Annotated in this window: 9 protein-coding genes and 1 pseudogene; 6 read left to right on the forward strand and 4 right to left on the reverse strand. The window is 69.5% G+C overall.

The genetic code is table 11. The features are described from left to right. Genes ZRA01_RS15735 through ZRA01_RS15745 form a run of 3 tightly spaced genes read left to right on the forward strand, consistent with a single transcriptional unit; the run spans window position 1 to window position 3,526 of the window. Window positions 1-636, forward strand: coding sequence for a cobalamin B12-binding domain-containing protein (locus ZRA01_RS15735; RefSeq protein WP_141353923.1), 636 nt, complete (start codon window positions 1-3; stop codon window positions 634-636). Then, the gene (locus tag ZRA01_RS15740; RefSeq protein WP_246093696.1) at window positions 633-1,685 is read left to right on the forward strand and encodes a uroporphyrinogen decarboxylase family protein; all 1,053 of its coding nucleotides are present in this window, start codon (window positions 633-635) and stop codon (window positions 1,683-1,685) included. The genes ZRA01_RS15735 and ZRA01_RS15740 overlap by 4 nt, the downstream gene beginning before the upstream one ends. A gap of 44 nt (window positions 1,686-1,729) precedes the next feature. Then, window positions 1,730-3,526, forward strand: coding sequence for an ATP-binding protein (locus ZRA01_RS15745; protein ID WP_141353925.1), 1,797 nt, complete (start codon window positions 1,730-1,732; stop codon window positions 3,524-3,526). 20 nt (window positions 3,527-3,546) lie between these two features. Here the strand turns inward: ZRA01_RS15745 and ZRA01_RS15750 are convergent, their stop codons facing one another. Beyond that, the gene (locus ZRA01_RS15750) at window positions 3,547-5,739 is read right to left on the reverse strand and encodes an OsmC domain/YcaO domain-containing protein (RefSeq protein WP_141353927.1); all 2,193 of its coding nucleotides are present in this window, start codon (window positions 5,737-5,739) and stop codon (window positions 3,547-3,549) included. A 309-nt stretch (window positions 5,740-6,048) separates the two neighbouring features. On the opposite strand from ZRA01_RS15750, the gene recC reads away from it, so the two are divergent. The 3 genes from recC to recD are packed head-to-tail and all read left to right on the forward strand — an operon-like array spanning window position 6,049 to window position 15,241. Further along, complete coding sequence (recC, locus tag ZRA01_RS15755) at window positions 6,049-9,573, forward strand: exodeoxyribonuclease V subunit gamma (RefSeq protein ID WP_246093697.1); 3,525 nt, start codon at window positions 6,049-6,051, stop codon at window positions 9,571-9,573. Beyond that, complete coding sequence (gene recB / locus ZRA01_RS15760) at window positions 9,570-13,220, forward strand: exodeoxyribonuclease V subunit beta (protein WP_141353929.1); 3,651 nt, start codon at window positions 9,570-9,572, stop codon at window positions 13,218-13,220. The genes recC and recB overlap by 4 nt, the downstream gene beginning before the upstream one ends. Next, on the forward strand, window positions 13,217-15,241 hold the full coding sequence (gene recD / locus ZRA01_RS15765) for an exodeoxyribonuclease V subunit alpha (RefSeq protein WP_141353931.1): 2,025 nt from the start codon (window positions 13,217-13,219) through the stop codon (window positions 15,239-15,241). Before recB ends, recD begins: the two co-directional genes overlap by 4 nt. Here the strand turns inward: recD and ZRA01_RS15770 are convergent. The 3 genes and pseudogenes from ZRA01_RS15770 to ZRA01_RS21120 form a co-directional block, all read right to left on the reverse strand. Next, window positions 15,238-15,705, reverse strand: a complete 468-nt coding sequence (locus ZRA01_RS15770; RefSeq protein WP_141353933.1) for an RES family NAD+ phosphorylase — start codon at window positions 15,703-15,705, stop codon at window positions 15,238-15,240. The genes recD and ZRA01_RS15770 overlap by 4 nt on opposite strands. After that, entirely contained in the window at window positions 15,705-16,133 is a 429-nt protein-coding gene (locus ZRA01_RS15775) for an Xre family toxin-antitoxin system antitoxin (RefSeq protein ID WP_141353935.1), read from the reverse strand. Before ZRA01_RS15775 ends, ZRA01_RS15770 begins: the two co-directional genes overlap by 1 nt. Window positions 16,134-16,397: 264 nt before the next feature. Then, window positions 16,398-16,549 (reverse strand): annotated as a pseudogene (locus tag ZRA01_RS21120) (IS4 family transposase); the annotation flags it as partial.

Consider the following 16,549-nt stretch of genomic DNA (forward strand, 5'->3'; position numbering starts at 1 on the left):
ATGAACGATCAGGTGAACGCCTTTCGGGCCTTGCTGGAAACCCTTGACCGCGTGGGCGCCGAGAACGCCGTCAACCAGGCGCTGGCAACCCTGACACCGATCCAGGTGATCGACCGGATCGTCGTGCCGGCGCTCGAGGAGATCGGGCGGGCCTGGGAGTCGGGCGAGGTGGCGCTCTCGCAGGTGTATATGAGCGGGCGCATCTGCGAGGCGCTGGTCGAGGCCGTGCTGCCGCCGAGCGACCCCGACCGCAAGCACCAGCCCCGCTCAGCGATCGTCACCCTCAGCGATTTCCACATGATGGGCAAGCGCATCGTCTATTCCCACATGCGCGCCAGCGGCTTCGAGCTGTTCGACTACGGGCGCATGGATGTGGACGAGCTGGTCGATCGCGTGCTGGCCGACAAGATCCGGGTGTTGATGATCTCGGTGCTGATGCTGCCGTCGGCGCTGAAGGTGGCGGACGTCTGCCGGCGCCTCAAGGAGGCGGGGCTTGCGGTGAGGGTGATCGTCGGTGGCGCGCCCTTTCTGTTCGACGAGAACCTGTGGCGCGAGGTGGGCGCCGATGCCATGGGGCGCAACGCCGCCGAGGCCGTCACGCTGGTCAGCGAGTGGATGGAGGAGATGGAAGCATGACCATGACCTCGATGCAGCGCACCCTGACCGCCCTTGGCCATGGCGAGCCGGACCGCGTCCCGCTGTTCCTGCTCCTGACCGAGCACGGCGCCCGGGAATTGGGGCTGTCGATCGAGGCCTATTTCTCGTGCGCCGAGTACGTCATCGAAGGCCAGCTGCGCCTGCATCGCAAATATCGCACCGATTGCCTGTACGCCTTTTATTACGCCTCCATCGAGGTCGAGGCCTGGGGCGGCAGCACCCTGTTCATCGAAGACGGCCCGCCCCTGTGTGCCGGCCCCATCATCCGGAGCCCGGCCCAGATCGACAGCCTGCAGGCCCCGGCGATTACCGAGGCCGCCGGCCTGGGCCGCGTGCTCGACACGATCCGCGGGCTCAAGGCGCGGGTGGGGGACACGGTGCCCATCATCGGGGTGGCCATCTCGCCGTTCTCGCTGCCGGTGATGCAGATGGGCTTCGACCATTATCTCGACCTGATCCACGAGCAGCCGGCCCGCTTCGAGCATCTGATGGCGGCCAACATCGAATTCACCGTCGAATGGGCCAATGCGCAGCTGGACGCCGGGGCGACGGTGATCTGCTACTTCGACCCGGTGTCGTCGACCACCAGCATCCCGCGCGAGCTTTACCTGACCACGGGGATGGATGTTGCCAGGCGCGTGCTGCCGCGCATCAAGGGGCCGACCGCCACCCACATGGCCTCGGGGCGGGTCATGCCGATCCTGGGCGACATCGCCGATACCGGCACGGCGATCGTCGGCGTCAGCGCGCTGGAAGACCTCGCCGAGCTGAAGGCGGTGGCCCACGGGCGCGTCACGCTCCTCGGCAACCTCAACGGCATCGAGATGCGCCGGTGGACGCCCGCGCAGGCGGAGTTTGCGGTCAAGCAGGCGATCGCCAAGGCCGGGCGCGGGGGCGGCTTCCTGCTCGGCGAGAACCACGGCGAGGTGCCCTATCTGGTGCCGGACGAGGTGCTGCTGGCGATCAGCGCGGCGGCCGAGCGCTGGGGGCGCTACCCGCTCGACTGGGTCGAGGCGTGGCAAAAGTAAAACCACTGGGCGCGGCACCCCGCGGCCCGCAGGCCGCCTGAATCATGTCCAACGCAAGCACCCTGTGCATTTTCGTCTGCCACAATTTCATCGCCGAGGTCCGGGCGGCGATCGAGGCCGAGGGCTGGCCAGACGTCGTCGCGCTCGAATTTCCGGCGCGCTGCGGCCGGCCGCCGTTGAGCTGGGCCGAACTCCGCGCCCTGATCCCCGCAAACTGCAGCGGCCTGCTGGTGCTGGGCAGGGCTTGCCTGGGCAAGCTTGGCGAGCCGCCGGCTGGTTTTCCGCCGGTGCGCGTGGTGCCTCAGACGCAGTGCTTCCATCTGGTCGCCGAGCCGTGGATCGTGGACGAGGCGATCGGCGCCGGCGCTTACCTGCTCACCGGCAGCTGGCTGGCCGAGTGGCCGCAGCATTTGCAGGCGCTGGGCTTCGCGCCGCAACAGGCCGGGGCGTTCTTTGCCGACTTTGCAAAGTCGCTGCTGCTGCTCGACACCGGCCTCGACCCGCAGGCGGCAGGCCGCCTGGCCGAGTTTCAGGCAACGGTCGGCTTGCCTGCCCGCTCGCTGGCGGTCGGGCTGGACCACACCCGCCTGCTGCTGTGCCGGCTGGTGTTGACGTGGCGCCTGGAGCAGGCCCAGCAAGGCGCCCGCGAGCAGGCCCGCCAGCACGGCGCCGAGCTGGCCGATTACGTCGCGGCGATGGACCTGCTGACCCGGCTGGCCAAGACCCAATCCGAGGCGGACACCATCGGCACCATCGGGGAGCTGTTCCAGATGCTCTTCGCGCCGGGCGCCCTGTATTACCTGCGCCTGGAGAACAACGTTCGCCTGCCCGGCAGCGACATTCCGCCCGCCATGCTCGAGGCCATGCGCGCGCTGGCGGGTGACCACGGGTGGACGCCGGACGGCCAGGGCTTTCTGCTGCGGATCAGCCACGGTGCGGAAGTCCTGGGGCTGATCGCCGTCGACCGCCTGGCTTTCCCCGCCTATCGCCAGCGCTACCTCAACATGGCGCTGGCCGTCACCGGCATCTGCGGCATGGCGGTGGCCAACGCCCGCAACCGCCGCCGCCTGCTGGAGGCCGAAAAGATGGCCTCGCTGGGCATTCTGGTCGCCGGCGTGGCCCACGAGATCAACACGCCGCTGGGGGTGAGCCTGATGGCCTCGAGTGCGCTGAAGGATCAGTCCCGGGCTTTGTCGGAGCACTTCGCGGCGCGCACGATGACGCAGTCCGAGCTGACCCGCTACCTCGACTCGGCGGCCGCCGAGACGGCGCTGATCCAGCAGAACCTGGAGCGCATCGGCAGCCTGGTGGCCACCTTCAGGCAGGTGGCGGTGGAGGGCAAGCCGCTGCAGACCCATCGCTTCCGCCTGCGGGCGACGCTGGAGGGCGTCGTGCGAAGCCTGGGCGAACGGCTCGACACCCGGCGCGTGCAACTGCAGATCGACTGCGACCCGGCCCTCGAGATCGATGGCGTGCCGGCCGACTGGGCCAGCATCTTCATCAACCTGATCACCAACTCATTGCAGCACGGCTTCAGGCAGCGCGAGCAGGGCGTGATCGGCATCCGTATCGCCCGGGACGCGCGAAACCGCCTGTGCATCGATTTTCGCGACGACGGCAGCGGGATCGAGGCGGAGGCCCTGGCGCGCATCTTCGACCCCTTCTTCACCACCGACCAGCAGGGCGGCATGGGGCTGGGGATGCATCTCGTGTACAACCTCGTCACCCATAGCATGGGCGGCCTGATCCGTTGCAACAGTGCCGCAGGCGAGGGCGCGCATTTCCACATCGAGGTGCCGCAACCCGCCGGCGGCGAGGCGGGCCGGCCGGCCGGCCGCTGAAGCCCCTGCGCTCAACTGGATCAAGCCGCCACGCGGGCCCGCGCCGTGTGCAGTTTTCGGTAGCTGTCGATCAGGCGCTGGTGCCTGTCCAGCCCTTCGAGTTTCATGCTCGTCGGCGTCAGGCCGAAGAAGCGCACGCTGCCGTTCACCGAGCCGATCACCGCGTCCATCCGCGGGTTGCCGAACATGCGGCGGAAATTGGCTTCGTAATCGTCCAGATCGAGCTCGTCGTCGAGCGTCACCTCGAGCACCACATTGAGCGCCTGGTAGAACAGGCCGCGCTCGACGGTGTTCTCGTTGTATTGCAGGAAGGCCTCCACCCGCTCCTTTGCTTCTTCGAATTGCTTCAGGGCGAGGTTGATCAGCAGCTTCAGCTCCAGGATCGTCAGCTGGCCCCAGGCCGTGTTCTCGTCGAATTCGATGCCGATCAGGGTGATGATGTCGGTGTAATCGTCGAGTTCGCTGTCTTCCAGGCGTTCGAGCAGGGCCTCGAGGCCGGCATCGTCGAGGCGGTGCAGGTTGAGGATGTCGTCGCGGAATTGCAGCGCCTTGTTGGTGTTGTCCCAGATCAGGTCCTCGACCGGATAGACCTCCGAATAGCCCGGCACCAGAATGCGGCAGGCCGTCGCGCCCAATTGGTCGTACACGGCCATATACACCTCCTTGCCCATGCCCTCGAGAATGCCGAACAGCGTCGCGGCCTCCATGGCGTTGGAGTTTTCCCCGTGGCCGGAGAAATCCCATTCAACGAACTCGTAATCGGCCTTCGCGCTGAAGAAGCGCCACGACACCACACCGCTGGAGTCGATGAAGTGTTCGACGAAGTTGTTCGGCTCGGTGACGGCGTTGCTCTCGAAGGTGGGCGGCGGCAGATCGTTGAGGCCCTCGAAGCTGCGGCCCTGCAGCAGCTCGGTAAGGCTGCGCTCCAGGGCCACCTCCAGGCTCGGGTGCGCCCCAAAGGACGCAAACACGCCACCGGTGCGCGGGTTCATCAGGGTCACGCACATCACCGGAAACTCGCCGCCCAGCGACGCATCCTTCACCAATACCGGAAAGCCCTGCCTTTCCAGCTCGTCGATACCGGCCTGAATGCCGGGGTATTTGGCCAGCACTTCGGGCGGCACGTCGGGCAGGGCGAGCTCACCTTCCAGGATTTCGCGTTTCACCGCCCGCTCGAAGATCTCCGACAGGCATTGCACCTGCGCTTCGGCCAGCGTATTGCCGGCGCTCATGCCATTGCTGAGGAACAGGTTGTCGATCAGGTTGGTCGGAAAATAAACCACCTCGCCGTCCGACTGGCGCACATAGGGCAGCGCACAGATGCCGCGCTCGATATTGCCGGAATTGGTGTCGTACAGATGCGAGCCACGCAATTCACCGTCGGGGTTGTAGACTTCGAGGCAGTATTGGTCGAGGATGCCGGCCGGCAGCGCATCCTTGCGGCCCGGCTTGAACCAGCGCTCGTCCGGGTAATGCACGAAGGCCGCATTGGCGATGTCCTCGCCCCAGAACTGGTCGTTGTAGAAATGGTTGCAATTGAGCCGCTCGATATATTCGCCCAGGGCCGACGCCAATGCGCTTTCCTTGGTCGCGCCCTTGCCGTTGGTAAAGCACATCGGCGAATGCGCGTCGCGGATATGCAGCGACCACACATTGGGCACCAGATTACGCCACGAGGCGATCTCGATCTTGATGCCCAGCTTCGCCAGCACCCCCGACATATTGGCGATGGTCTGCTCCAGCGGCAGATCCTTGCCCAGAATATAAGTGGCTTCTGAAGCCGGATTCAGTGTCAGCAGGGCCTGGGCATCTGCGTCCAGATTCTCCACCTCCTCGATCACGAATTCCGGCCCGGTCTGCACCACCTTCTTTACCGTACAACGCTCGATGGAGCGCAATATGCCCTGGCGGTCCTTGTCGGAGATATCGGCCGGCAACTCGACCTGGATCTTGAAGATCTGCTTGTAGCGGTTTTCCGGGTCGACGATATTGTTCTGCGACAGGCGGATGTTGTCGGTGGGGATATTGCGTGTGTCGCAGTACAGCTTCACGAAATAAGCCGCACACAAAGCCGATGAAGCCAGAAAGTAATCGAACGGCCCCGGTGCCGAGCCATCGCCCTTATAGCGGATAGGCTGGTCGGCCACCACCGTGAAGTCGTCGAACTTGGCTTCGAGGCGAAGCTTGTCCAGAAAATTGACCTTGATTTCCATGCGGGAATCCTTGAATGGTGTTTAAAACGAATTGGCCACCATTATCGTCGTTTTCTCCCCGGAAAACCGTGCATCTCAGCCGTTCGAGGGGGCCGGTGTTGGCCTCGACAAGGCGCACCCGAGGTCGCCCGGGGGCGACTCGAATGGGCCACCTTTAGGATGTTCGGTGAATTCCGACGTACAAGGCTGATCGCGGCCACACGGGGTCCGGCTCCTGCGCAAGCGCCATGCGACATCCCTTGACGCACATTCGTGCTCAAATACTCCCCGCGTTCCATTTGACCCTTTCCTCCGCCCCAGGAGCCCGCCTTGACCCTACCTGTTCTGCCCCCCGGCCTGATGCTTGTCCACGGCAACCATCCGGAATCCCTGCGCGACCTGCTGGTGGCGTGGGTGCGGCGTTATCCGTTGGCGCCGCTCGAAACCGAGACCCTGCTGGTGCACAGCAACGGCGTGGCCCAGTGGCTGCGCCTGGCGCTGGCCGAGGACATGGACGACGGCGTGGGCGGTGGCTGCGGCATCGCCGCCGGGCTCGACATGTCGCTGCCCTCGCGTTTTTTGTGGCAGGCCTACCGGGCCGTGCTGGGGCGGGATGGGGTGCCCGAGGTCTCGCCCTTCGACAAGCCGCTGCTGCTGTGGCGCCTGATGCGCCTGCTGCCCGACGTGATGGCCGAGCCGGCCTACGCGCCGCTGCGTCGCTTCCTGGCGCGGGACGCCGACCTGCGCAAGCGCTTCCAGCTCGCCGAGCGGCTGGCCGACCTGTTCGACCAGTACCAGGTGTACCGCGCCGACTGGCTGGCCGCCTGGGCGGCGGGCGACGACGTGCTGATCAAGGCGAATGGCGACCGCCAGCCCCTGTCCGACGAGCAGCGCTGGCAGGCCTGCCTGTGGCGGGCGCTGCTGGCCGACGTGGCGGCGGCGGGCGGTAGCGCCTTGGCTGGCCAGGGCCGGGCGGCGGTGCATGAGGCCTTCCTGCGCCGGGTCGACGCGTGGCCCGAGGGCAGCGAGCGGCCCGCCGGCCTGCCGCGCCGGGTGATCGTCTTCGGCATCTCGTCGATGCCGCGTCAGTCGCTGGAAGTGCTGGCCGCCCTGGCGCGCTGGGCCCAGGTGCTGATGTGCGTCCACAACCCCTGCGAGCACTACTGGGCCGACATCGTCGCCGACAAGGAGCTGCTGCGCGCCACCCATTCGCGCCAGCAGCGGCGGGGCGGGGCGAGCGCCGAAATCGCCGAGGAAAACCTGCACCTCTTCGCCCACCCGCTGTTGGCGGCCTGGGGCAAGCAGGGGCGCGACTTCATCGGCCTGCTCGACGAGCACGACAGCGACACCGCGCGCGCCGGCTACCTGCAGCACTTTGTAGACATCCGCCAGCGCATCGACCTGTTCTCGTCCCACGGCCGCAGCAGCCTGCTCAACCAGCTGCAGGACGACATCCGCGACCTGCGCCCGCTCAGCCAGACGCTGGCCGAATGGCCGCCGGTAGCGCCGGGCGACGACTCGATCCGCTTCCACATCGCCCACAGCGCCCAGCGCGAGGTCGAGGTGCTGCACGACCAACTGCTCGCCGCCTTCAACGCCGACCCGACGCTGCGCCCGCGCGACGTGATCGTGATGGTGCCGGACATCGACGCCTACGCGCCGCACATCCAGGCGGTGTTCGGCCTCATCGACGGCCGCGACCCGCGCTTCATCCCGTTCAGCATCGCCGACCAGGGGCTGCGCCACCACGACCCGCTCATCAACGCCCTCGGCAAGCTGCTCGACCTTCCCAACGGGCGCGTCGCCGTGAGCGACGTGCTCGACCTGCTCGAAGTGCCGGCCCTGCGCAGCCGCTTCGGCATCGACGAAGACGCGCTGCCGCTGCTGCAGCGCTGGATCCACGGCGCCAAGGTGCGCTGGGGCCTGCACGCCGAGCACCGCCAGAGCCTCGGCCTGCCCGACGCTCCCGAGGGCAACACCTGGCTGTTCGGCTTGCGCCGGATGCTGCTCGGCTACGCGGTCGGCGCCACCGGCGGCGCCTGGCACGACATCGAGCCCTTCGACGAGATCGGCGGCCTCGACGCCGCGCTGCTCGGCCCCCTGGTGCAGCTGCTCGAACGGCTCGACGCCACCTGGCGGGCCTTCTCCACCGACGCCACGCCGGCCGACTGGTGCGCCCGCCTGCGCCACCTGATGGCCGACTTCTTCGCCCCCGACGACAGCGCCGACGCCTTCACCCTGCAGCGCCTCGACCAGGCCTTGCTGCGCTGGCAGGACGCCTGCGCCGCCGCCCGCCTCGACAGCCCGCTGCCGCTGGCGGTGGTGGGCGAGCACTGGCTGGCCCAGCTCGACGACAGCGGCCTGTCGCAACGCTTCTTTGCAGGCTCGGTGACCTTCGCCACCCTCATGCCGATGCGCGCCATCCCCTTCCGCCACGTCTGCCTGCTCGGCCTCAACGACGGCGACTACCCGCGCACCCGGGTGCCGATGGACTTCGACCTGATGGGCCGCGACTACCGCCCCGGCGACCGCTCGCGCCGCGAGGACGACCGCTACCTGTTCCTCGAGGCCCTGCTGTCGGCCCGCGAGAAGCTGCTGATCTCGTGGGTCGGGCGCAGCATCAACGACAACACCGTGCGGCCGCCCTCGGTGCTGGTCGGCCAGCTGTGCGACCACCTGGCCGCCGGCTGGCGGCTGGCCGGGCATAAGCTTGAGGATGGGGCGGAGGAGGGCGCCTTGCTCCGCGCGCTGACCGTCGAGCATCGCCTGCAACCCTTCAACCCCGACTACTTCCCCGCCGACGGGGCGGCTAGCCCGCTGTTCACCTACGCCCACGAGTGGCGCATCGCCGACGATCGCCCCGCCGGCGGTCCGCCGCAGCTGGCCTCGCCGGGCCGCGGCGAGCCCCTGCGCATCGCCGAGCTGGCGGCTTTCCTGCGCGACCCAGTGAAGGCCTTCTTCCGCCAGCGCCTGCATGTGGACTTCGACATCGACGACCCGGCCAGCGAAGACCACGAGCCCTTCGACCTCGACGGCCTGCAAAAGTGGGGCCTGTGGAACGAACTCATCACCCGCCAGGCCGAGGCGCTCCACGCCGGCCTGCCGCGCGAGGAGGCCCTGGCCGCCGCGTTGGCGCGCATCCAGCGCCGCGGCGAGCTGGCTGCCCGGGCCTTCGCCGGCGTGATGATCGACGACCTCGCCGCGCCGATGGCCGACATGTTCGAGCGCTACGCCAAGGGCCTCGCCGAATGGCCCCACGAGGCGCCCCACGACGAGCTGGTGAGCCACTTCCACCCGGCCACCGGCCTCGGCATCGACGACTGGCTGCGCGACATCCGCCTTGACCAGGACGAGCAGCGTGGTCGCGTGGTGCTCGAACCCAGCGATGCCGTGAAGAAGGGCAAGTACCAGCGCCACAACCTCGTCAAGCACTGGCTGGCGCACCTGGCTGGCCACCTGGGCGGCCAGCCGCTCACCACGCTGATCGTCAGCAAGGCCGGCAACGTGCGCTTCGAGCCCCTCGAGCCCGACGACGCGCGGGCCCAGGTGGACACCCTGCTCGCCACCTGGCAGGACGGCATGGGCCGCCCGCTGCCGCTGGCGATCAAGACCGCCTTCGCGTGGCTCGACGGCTCGACGAGTGCCAAGGCAGTCTATGAAGGCGGCTACATGCTCACCGGCGAGGTCGAGTCCAGCCCCTACCTGCGCCGCGCCTGGCCCGGCTTCGACGCGCTCACCGCCAGCGGCGAGTTCGCCCGCCTGGCCGAAGCCCTGCTGCGCCCGCTGTTCACCGCCACCTTTGTCGAATCGTCCCGCCCGCGCAAAGCCGCGGCCCCCGCCGGAGACCAGGCATGACCCCCACCGCCCTCGACCCCCTGCGTTTCCCGCTCGAAGGCAGCCGCCTCATCGAGGCCAGCGCCGGCACCGGCAAGACCTTCACCATCGCCGCCCTCTACCTGCGCCTGGTGCTGGGCCACGGCGACGACGGGGCCGCCTTCTCCCGGCCCCTCACACCGCCCGAGATCCTCGTCGTCACCTTCACCGACGCCGCCACCAAGGAGCTGCGTGACCGCATCCGTGCCCGCCTCGCCGAGGCCGCGGCCTACTTCCGCGCCGAACCGTCCGGGCCGGCCGCCGACGCGCTGCTCCAGCAGCTGCGCGACGCCTATCCGCCGGAGCAATGGCCCGCCTGCGCCCGCAAGCTGCAGCTGGCCGCCGAATGGATGGACGAAGCCGCCGTGTCCACCATCCACAGCTGGTGCAACCGCATGCTGCGCGAGCACGCCTTCGACAGCGACAGCCTGTTCACCCAGCGCCTCGAGACCGACCAGGCCGACCTGCTCGCCGAAGTGGTGCGCGACTACTGGCGCAGCTTCATGTACCCGCTGGGCGCCGACGCCGCCCGCCAGGTGCGCGGCTGGTGGGGTTCGCCGGAGGCGCTGCAGGGCGACCTCAAAGGCCTGCTCAATCACGTGGATCTGCTCTCCGCCAGCGCCGACCCGGCGGCCGCGGTGGACGCCGCGAAACAGGCGCAGCAGCACACCCTGGCCGCGCTCAAGGCGCCGTGGGCCCAGTGGGTCGACGATCTCCAGGTCTTGCTCGACACCGCCCGCGCCCAGAAGGCGTTCGACGGCACCAAGCTTAAAAAGAACAACTACGACAGCTGGCTGCAGCGCCTCGCCGCCTGGCGCGACGACCCGGAACAGGTCTCGCCCGATCTCACCCCCGCCGCCTGGGCGCGGCTCACCCCGGCGGGGCTGGCCGAGGTCTGGAAGCCCGCCTTTGCCGCGCCGCAGCACCCCGCGCTGGCCGCCATCGACGCGATGCCCGCCGTCCTGGCGGCGCTCCCCGACGCCCGCCTCGACATCCTGCGCCACGCCGCCCAGTGGGTCGCCGCCCGCTTCGCCGACGAGCAGGCGCGCCGCGCCCAGATGGGCTTCAACGACCTGCTCACCCGCCTCGACGAGGCGCTGGCCGGCCCCAACGGCGCGCGCCTCGCCGAAGTGATCCGGGCCCAGTTTCCGGTGGCGCTGATCGACGAGTTCCAGGACACCGACGCGATCCAGTACCGCATCTTCGACGCCATCTACCGGGTCGACGCCAACGACGCGGCTACTGCGCTGGTGCTCATCGGTGACCCCAAACAGGCCATCTACGCCTTCCGCGGCGCCGATATTTACACCTACCTGGCTGCCCGCGCCGCCACCGCCGGCCGGCTGTACACCCTGGGCCGCAACTTCCGCTCGACCCACGCCATGGTGCGGGCCGCCAACCGCTGCTTCCAGCTCGCCGAAGAGCAGGACGACGGCCCCGGCGCCTTCCTGTTCCGCAGCGCGGCGGGCAACCCGGTGCCCTTCTTTCCGGCCGACGCCAACGGGCGCAAGGACGCGCTCCAGGCCGACGGCCAGCCGCTGGCGGCCCTCAACATCTGGCGCCTGCCGCCGCCCGACAACGGCGAGCCGATGTCCAAGGGCGCCTACCTCGAAGCCATGGCCGACGTCTGCGCCAGCGAGATGGTGCGCCTCCTCAACCTGGGCCAGCGCGGCGAGGCCGGCTTTGCCGGCGACGGCGGCCTGCGCGCGCTGCGCCAGGCCGACCTGGCCGTGCTGGTCAACAACCGCAGCGAGGCCGACGCCATCCGCGGCGCGCTGGCGAGCCGGGGCGTGCGCAGCGTGTATCTGTCCGAGAAGGACTCCGTCTTCCAGCGCCCCGAGGCCTTCGAGCTGCAGCTGTGGCTCAGCGCCTGCGCCGAGCCCGACGACGGCCGCGCCCTGCGCGCCGCGCTGGCCACCCAGACACTCGGCCTCGACTGGGCCAGCCTCGACCGCCTCAACCACGACGAGATCGCCTGGGACGACTACGTGCTGCAGTTCCGCGCCTACCGCGACTGCTGGCGCCGCCAGGGCGTGCTGCCGATGCTGCGCCGGCTGCTCAACGAGTTCCGCGTGCCGGCCCGGCTGCTGGCCGCCGGCGGCAGCGGCGAGCGCAGCCTCACCGACCTGCTGCACCTGGCCGAGCTGCTCCAGCAGGCCAGCAGCCTGCTCGACGGCGAACACGCGCTGATCCGCCACCTGGCCGAACAGCGCCGCGAAGAAGCCAGCGGCGGCGAAGCCCGCCAGGTGCGCCTCGAGAGCGACGCCGACCTGGTGCAGGTGGTCACCATCCACAAGTCCAAGGGCCTCGAATACCCGCTGGTCTTCCTGCCCTTCGCCTGCGCCTTCCGCACCACCAAGGCCACCGACCTGCCGCTCAAGTGGCATGACGCGCAAGGCCGGCTGCAGCTGTCGCTCACCGCCGACGCCGCCCTGCTGGCCCTGGCCGACCGCGAGCGCCTGGGCGAAGACCTGCGCAAGCTCTACGTCGCCCTGACCCGCGCCCGCTACGCCACCTGGATCGGCGCCGCGCCGCTGAAAGAGCTGCAAAACAGCGCCTTCGGCCACCTGATCGGCGGGGCGCTGGGGGCAGGCATAGACGCCCTGGCCGCGGGTTGCCCCGACATCGCCGTCATCGACGCGCCCGCCAGCAGCCCGGACGTCTATGTGTCCCACGAGCCGCAGCGGACCGAAGGCCCCGCCCGCAGCCCGCGCCGCGCCGTCCGCGAGCACTGGTGGATCGCCAGCTACTCGGCGCTGCACACCGCAGCGGCGGAGGCGGGCGCCGAGACGCCGGGCGAAGACGTCTTCCGCGAAGCCGCCGTCGCCGAGCGGCTCACCCCACCTGCCATCCCGCCGGTGGCCGGGGGTGTGGCAACTTCGGTCGGGCTGCTGCATGGCTTTCCCCGCGGCGCGGCGGTCGGAACCTTTTTGCACGAGATCCTCGAATGGGCGGCCGGCCAGGGCTTCGGCCGCGTCGCCGACGCCCCGGCCCTGCTGCGCGACGCCGTCGCCCGGCGCTGCGCGGTGCGCGGCTGGGAGCGCTGGATCGACCCGCTGTGCGCCTGGCTGCAGGATTTCCTGCGGCTGCCGCTGTGCGGCGCCGACGCGCCGGGTTTCGCCCTCGCCGGGCTCGACACCTGGGTGGCCGAGATGGAGTTCTGGGTCGCGGTGCATGACGTGGACCTCGCCGCCCTCGACGCCCTGGTGTGCCGCCACACCGTAGGCGGCGCCGAACGCCCGCCGCTCCAGGCCGGCCAGCTCAACGGCATGCTGAAGGGCTTCATCGACCTCGTCGTCGAGCACGAAGGGCGCTATTACGTCATCGACTACAAATCCAACTGGCTCGGCCCGGACGACGCGGCCTACACGCCCGCCGCGATGGCCGGGGAGATCCTCGCCAAGCGCTACGAGCTGCAATACGTGCTCTACCTGCTGGCCCTGCACCGCCTGCTCAAGCTGCGCCTGCCCGATTACGACTACGACACGCACATCGGCGGCGCGCTCTACCTCTTCCTGCGCGGCAGCCAGGCGCCCACCCGCGGCATCCACGCCGAGCGTCCGCCGCGGGCGCTGATCGAATCCCTCGACCACCTGTTTGCCCGCCGCACCGCCACGGAGGCCGCATGAACCCCGCCTTTTTCAGTGACAACACGGCCCTGCTGGCCCTCCTCGAACGCTGGGCCGAGCACGGCTGGCTGCGCGCCCTCGACGTGGCCTTCGCGTCCTTCCTCGCGCGGGAGACGCCCGACGCGCCGCCGCTGCTGATCCTCGCCGCCGCGCTGGCCAGCCATCAGCTCGGCCGCGGCCACGCCTGCCTCGACCTGGCCCACACCCTGGCCGACCCCGGTTTCGCCCTGTCGCTGCCGCCCGAGGGCGCGGACAACTCCGCCGAACCGCTGCCCCTGCCGGCGGTGGTGCTCGACGGCGTCAACCTGGCCGGCTGGCAGCAGGCGCTGCAGCACCCGCCGCTGGTGAGCGACGGCGCCGGCGACACGCCGCTGGTGCGCGTGGGCAACCGGCTCTACCTGCGCCGCTACTGGCAATACGAACAATCGGTGCGGGCCGGCATCGACGCCCGCCTGGCGGCGCCGCCGGCCCTGCCCGAGGCCGCGCTGCGCGGCGTGCTCGGGGTGCTCTTTCCGCCGGCCGGGCAGGGGCCCAAGCCCGACTGGCAGAAGCTCGCCTGCGCGCTGGCCGCGCGGAGCGCCTTCGCCATCGTCACCGGCGGCCCGGGCACCGGCAAGACCACCACCGTGGTGCGCCTGCTGGCGGTGCTGCAGGCGCTGGCCATCGCCGGCTCCGACGCCCGCCCCCTGCGCATCCGCCTGGCGGCGCCCACGGGCAAGGCCGCCGCGCGGCTCAACGAATCCATCGCCGGCGCCGTCGCCAAGCTCGACCTGGCCGGCCTGCCCGACGGCGAGGCCGTCCGCGTGGCGATCCCCGTCGAGGTGACGACCCTCCACCGCCTGCTCGGCAGCCGCCCCGACACCCGCCACTTCCGCCACCACGCCGGCAACCCGCTGCCGGTGGACGTGCTGGTGGTGGATGAGGCGTCGATGGTCGACCTGGAGATGATGGCCGCCGTGCTGGCCGCGCTGCCGCCCGGCGCGCGCCTCGTGCTGCTCGGCGACAAGGACCAGCTCGCCTCGGTCGAAGCCGGCGCGGTGCTCGGCGAGCTGTGTCGGCGCGCCCAGCAGGGCCACTACACCGCCGACAGCGTGGCCTGGCTGGCCGGGGTCACCGGCGAGCAGGTTGGCGCGGAACTCATCGACCCGGCCGGCCGGCCCATCGACCAGGCGGTGGCGATGCTGCGCCACAGCTACCGCTTCGGCGACAGCAGCGGCATCGGGCAACTCGCCGCCGCGGTCAACGCCGGCAGCGTGGATGGTGTGCGCCGGGCCCTGGCCCACGGCCATGCCGACCTCACCCGGCTGGCGCTGGCCGACGTGGGCGAGGGCGCGCTACGGCGCCTCGTGATCGACGGCATTCCCGGCGGGAAGGAAAGCCCGCAGGGATATCGCCATTACCTGGATGTCGTGCGCAAGCAGCGCCCGCCCGCCGGCACCGACCAGGCCGGCCTCGACGCCTGGGCCGCCCGGGTGCTCGCCGCCCACGGCCAGTTCCAGCTGCTGTGCGCGCTGCGACGCGGGCCCTGGGGCGTCGAGGGCCTCAACCGGCGCATCGCCGGCTGGCTGCACGATGCGGGCCTGATCGGCGCCGCCGAAGGCTGGTACACCGGCCGCCCGGTGCTCGTCACCCGCAACGACTACGGGCTCGGGCTGATGAACGGCGACATCGGCATCACCCTGGCCCTGCCGGGGCCCGACGGCGACGGCCCGCTGCGGGTGGCCTTCCCGGCCGGCGACGGCAGCGGCGGCATCAAGTGGGTCCAGCCCAGCCGCCTGCAGGCGATCGAAACCGTTTATGCGCTGACGGTGCACAAATCCCAGGGCTCCGAATTCACCCACACCGCGATGGCCCTGCCGGAGCGCCTCAACCCCATCCTGACCCGCGAGCTGGTCTACACCGGCATCACCCGCGCCAAACGCTGGTTCAGCCTGGTGGAGGCCGGCAGCGCGGCGGTGCTGGAGCAGGCGGTGGGGCGCAGGGTGCTGAGGGTGAGCGGGTTGATGGAGGGTGCCGCTTAGTCGCCCGCTCCCCTCGAAAACAGCCGTTTGTCCCAAACGACGCGCTCCGCCAGCGACGGCGTGATGCGTGCTGCCTGGGGATGGGCGGGGTTGACGAGCGCATTCCATTCGAGGCGGGCCACCACCGAGGGCACGAGCAGGATCGCGCTGCGCGCCTCTCGCAGCCATTGATCGCCGAAGCGCCTGGCCGAGGCGGTGCCTTCGGCATCCCAGGCCTCGGGCAGGGATGTGGCGTCGTGCCGCTCGACCGAGATGTCTTCCGGCACGTCGGCGATCACGTAGCGGTGCGTTGTCGGCACGCGACCGATGCCGGCATGGGCCAGGATTTCCAGCATCGCGCCTCCGTAGCTCAAGGAGGCGTAGATGAGCGGTCGCCCCGGGCTGTTCCAGCGGCCACCGATCAAGGCGGCACCCGTGCCATCCCATAGCGGGTGACGCCCGTCGCCGATCCGGTACAGCCGCATCAGGCGGCGATTCCGTAGAAGAGCCGCCACAGCAGCTCTTCTACGCGACGGGCGCCCAGCTCGGTGAGCGAGACATCCAGCGGGCTGCGCCCCTGGAGCAGCGCGTGGGGCGTCGTCAGGAACGCCCGCGCCTCCTCCTCGGAATTCCAGACATAGGCGGCGGTGGCAAAGATGCGGGCCAGGCGCTCGGCCCGCTCCGACTCCTCCGCCGAAAGCGTCTCCCGCCGCCGCTTGTAGGTTGCCTCCGGAATGATGCGATACAGCAACTGCCGGCGCTCTTCGGCGCTCACGCAGATGTGGTCGATGCTGGCTTTCAGGGCGCCCTTCGGGAGCCCTCGCGAAACCATCTCATCGAGCTCTGCGAAGGAGTGGGGAACCGGCGCCAGCGCCATCACCGCGGCGATCTTTTCTGGACTGACAAGCAGCATCGTGGCGACTCCGGGGTGATCATTTGATCTCTAATCGTAGATCAAACGATACCGAAAGACAAACGGTCAGGCCGAGGGGCCGTCGGCCCGGCGCGCCGGACTCAAGTTTGACTTGAGCGCTTGATGCCCGGACTTGAAAACGTTCAAGTCCGACTTGAGTGATCGTTGCCTGGACTTGAACTCGCGGGCCTTTGACTTGAATCGGTTCAAGTCAAAGGCCCGCGCGTGGTATCGCCGCTTGTGTCATTCGAGCCCGCAAAAGAAGACGACGTAGGTGGGGTGCAGGTACAGGCCGTGCTGAGCTTCAAAGCTGAGCGGCCCCAGCCCACTCATCGCCTGGCCCTTGTAGTCCAGTTCGGTGGTGTCCTGGATGCACAGCACCACCGCGTGCTCGCGGATCCGCGCCTGGCTGGCCC

This window comes from Zoogloea ramigera, from assembly GCF_006539865.1.
Lineage (GTDB): Bacteria > Pseudomonadota > Gammaproteobacteria > Burkholderiales > Rhodocyclaceae > Zoogloea > Zoogloea ramigera.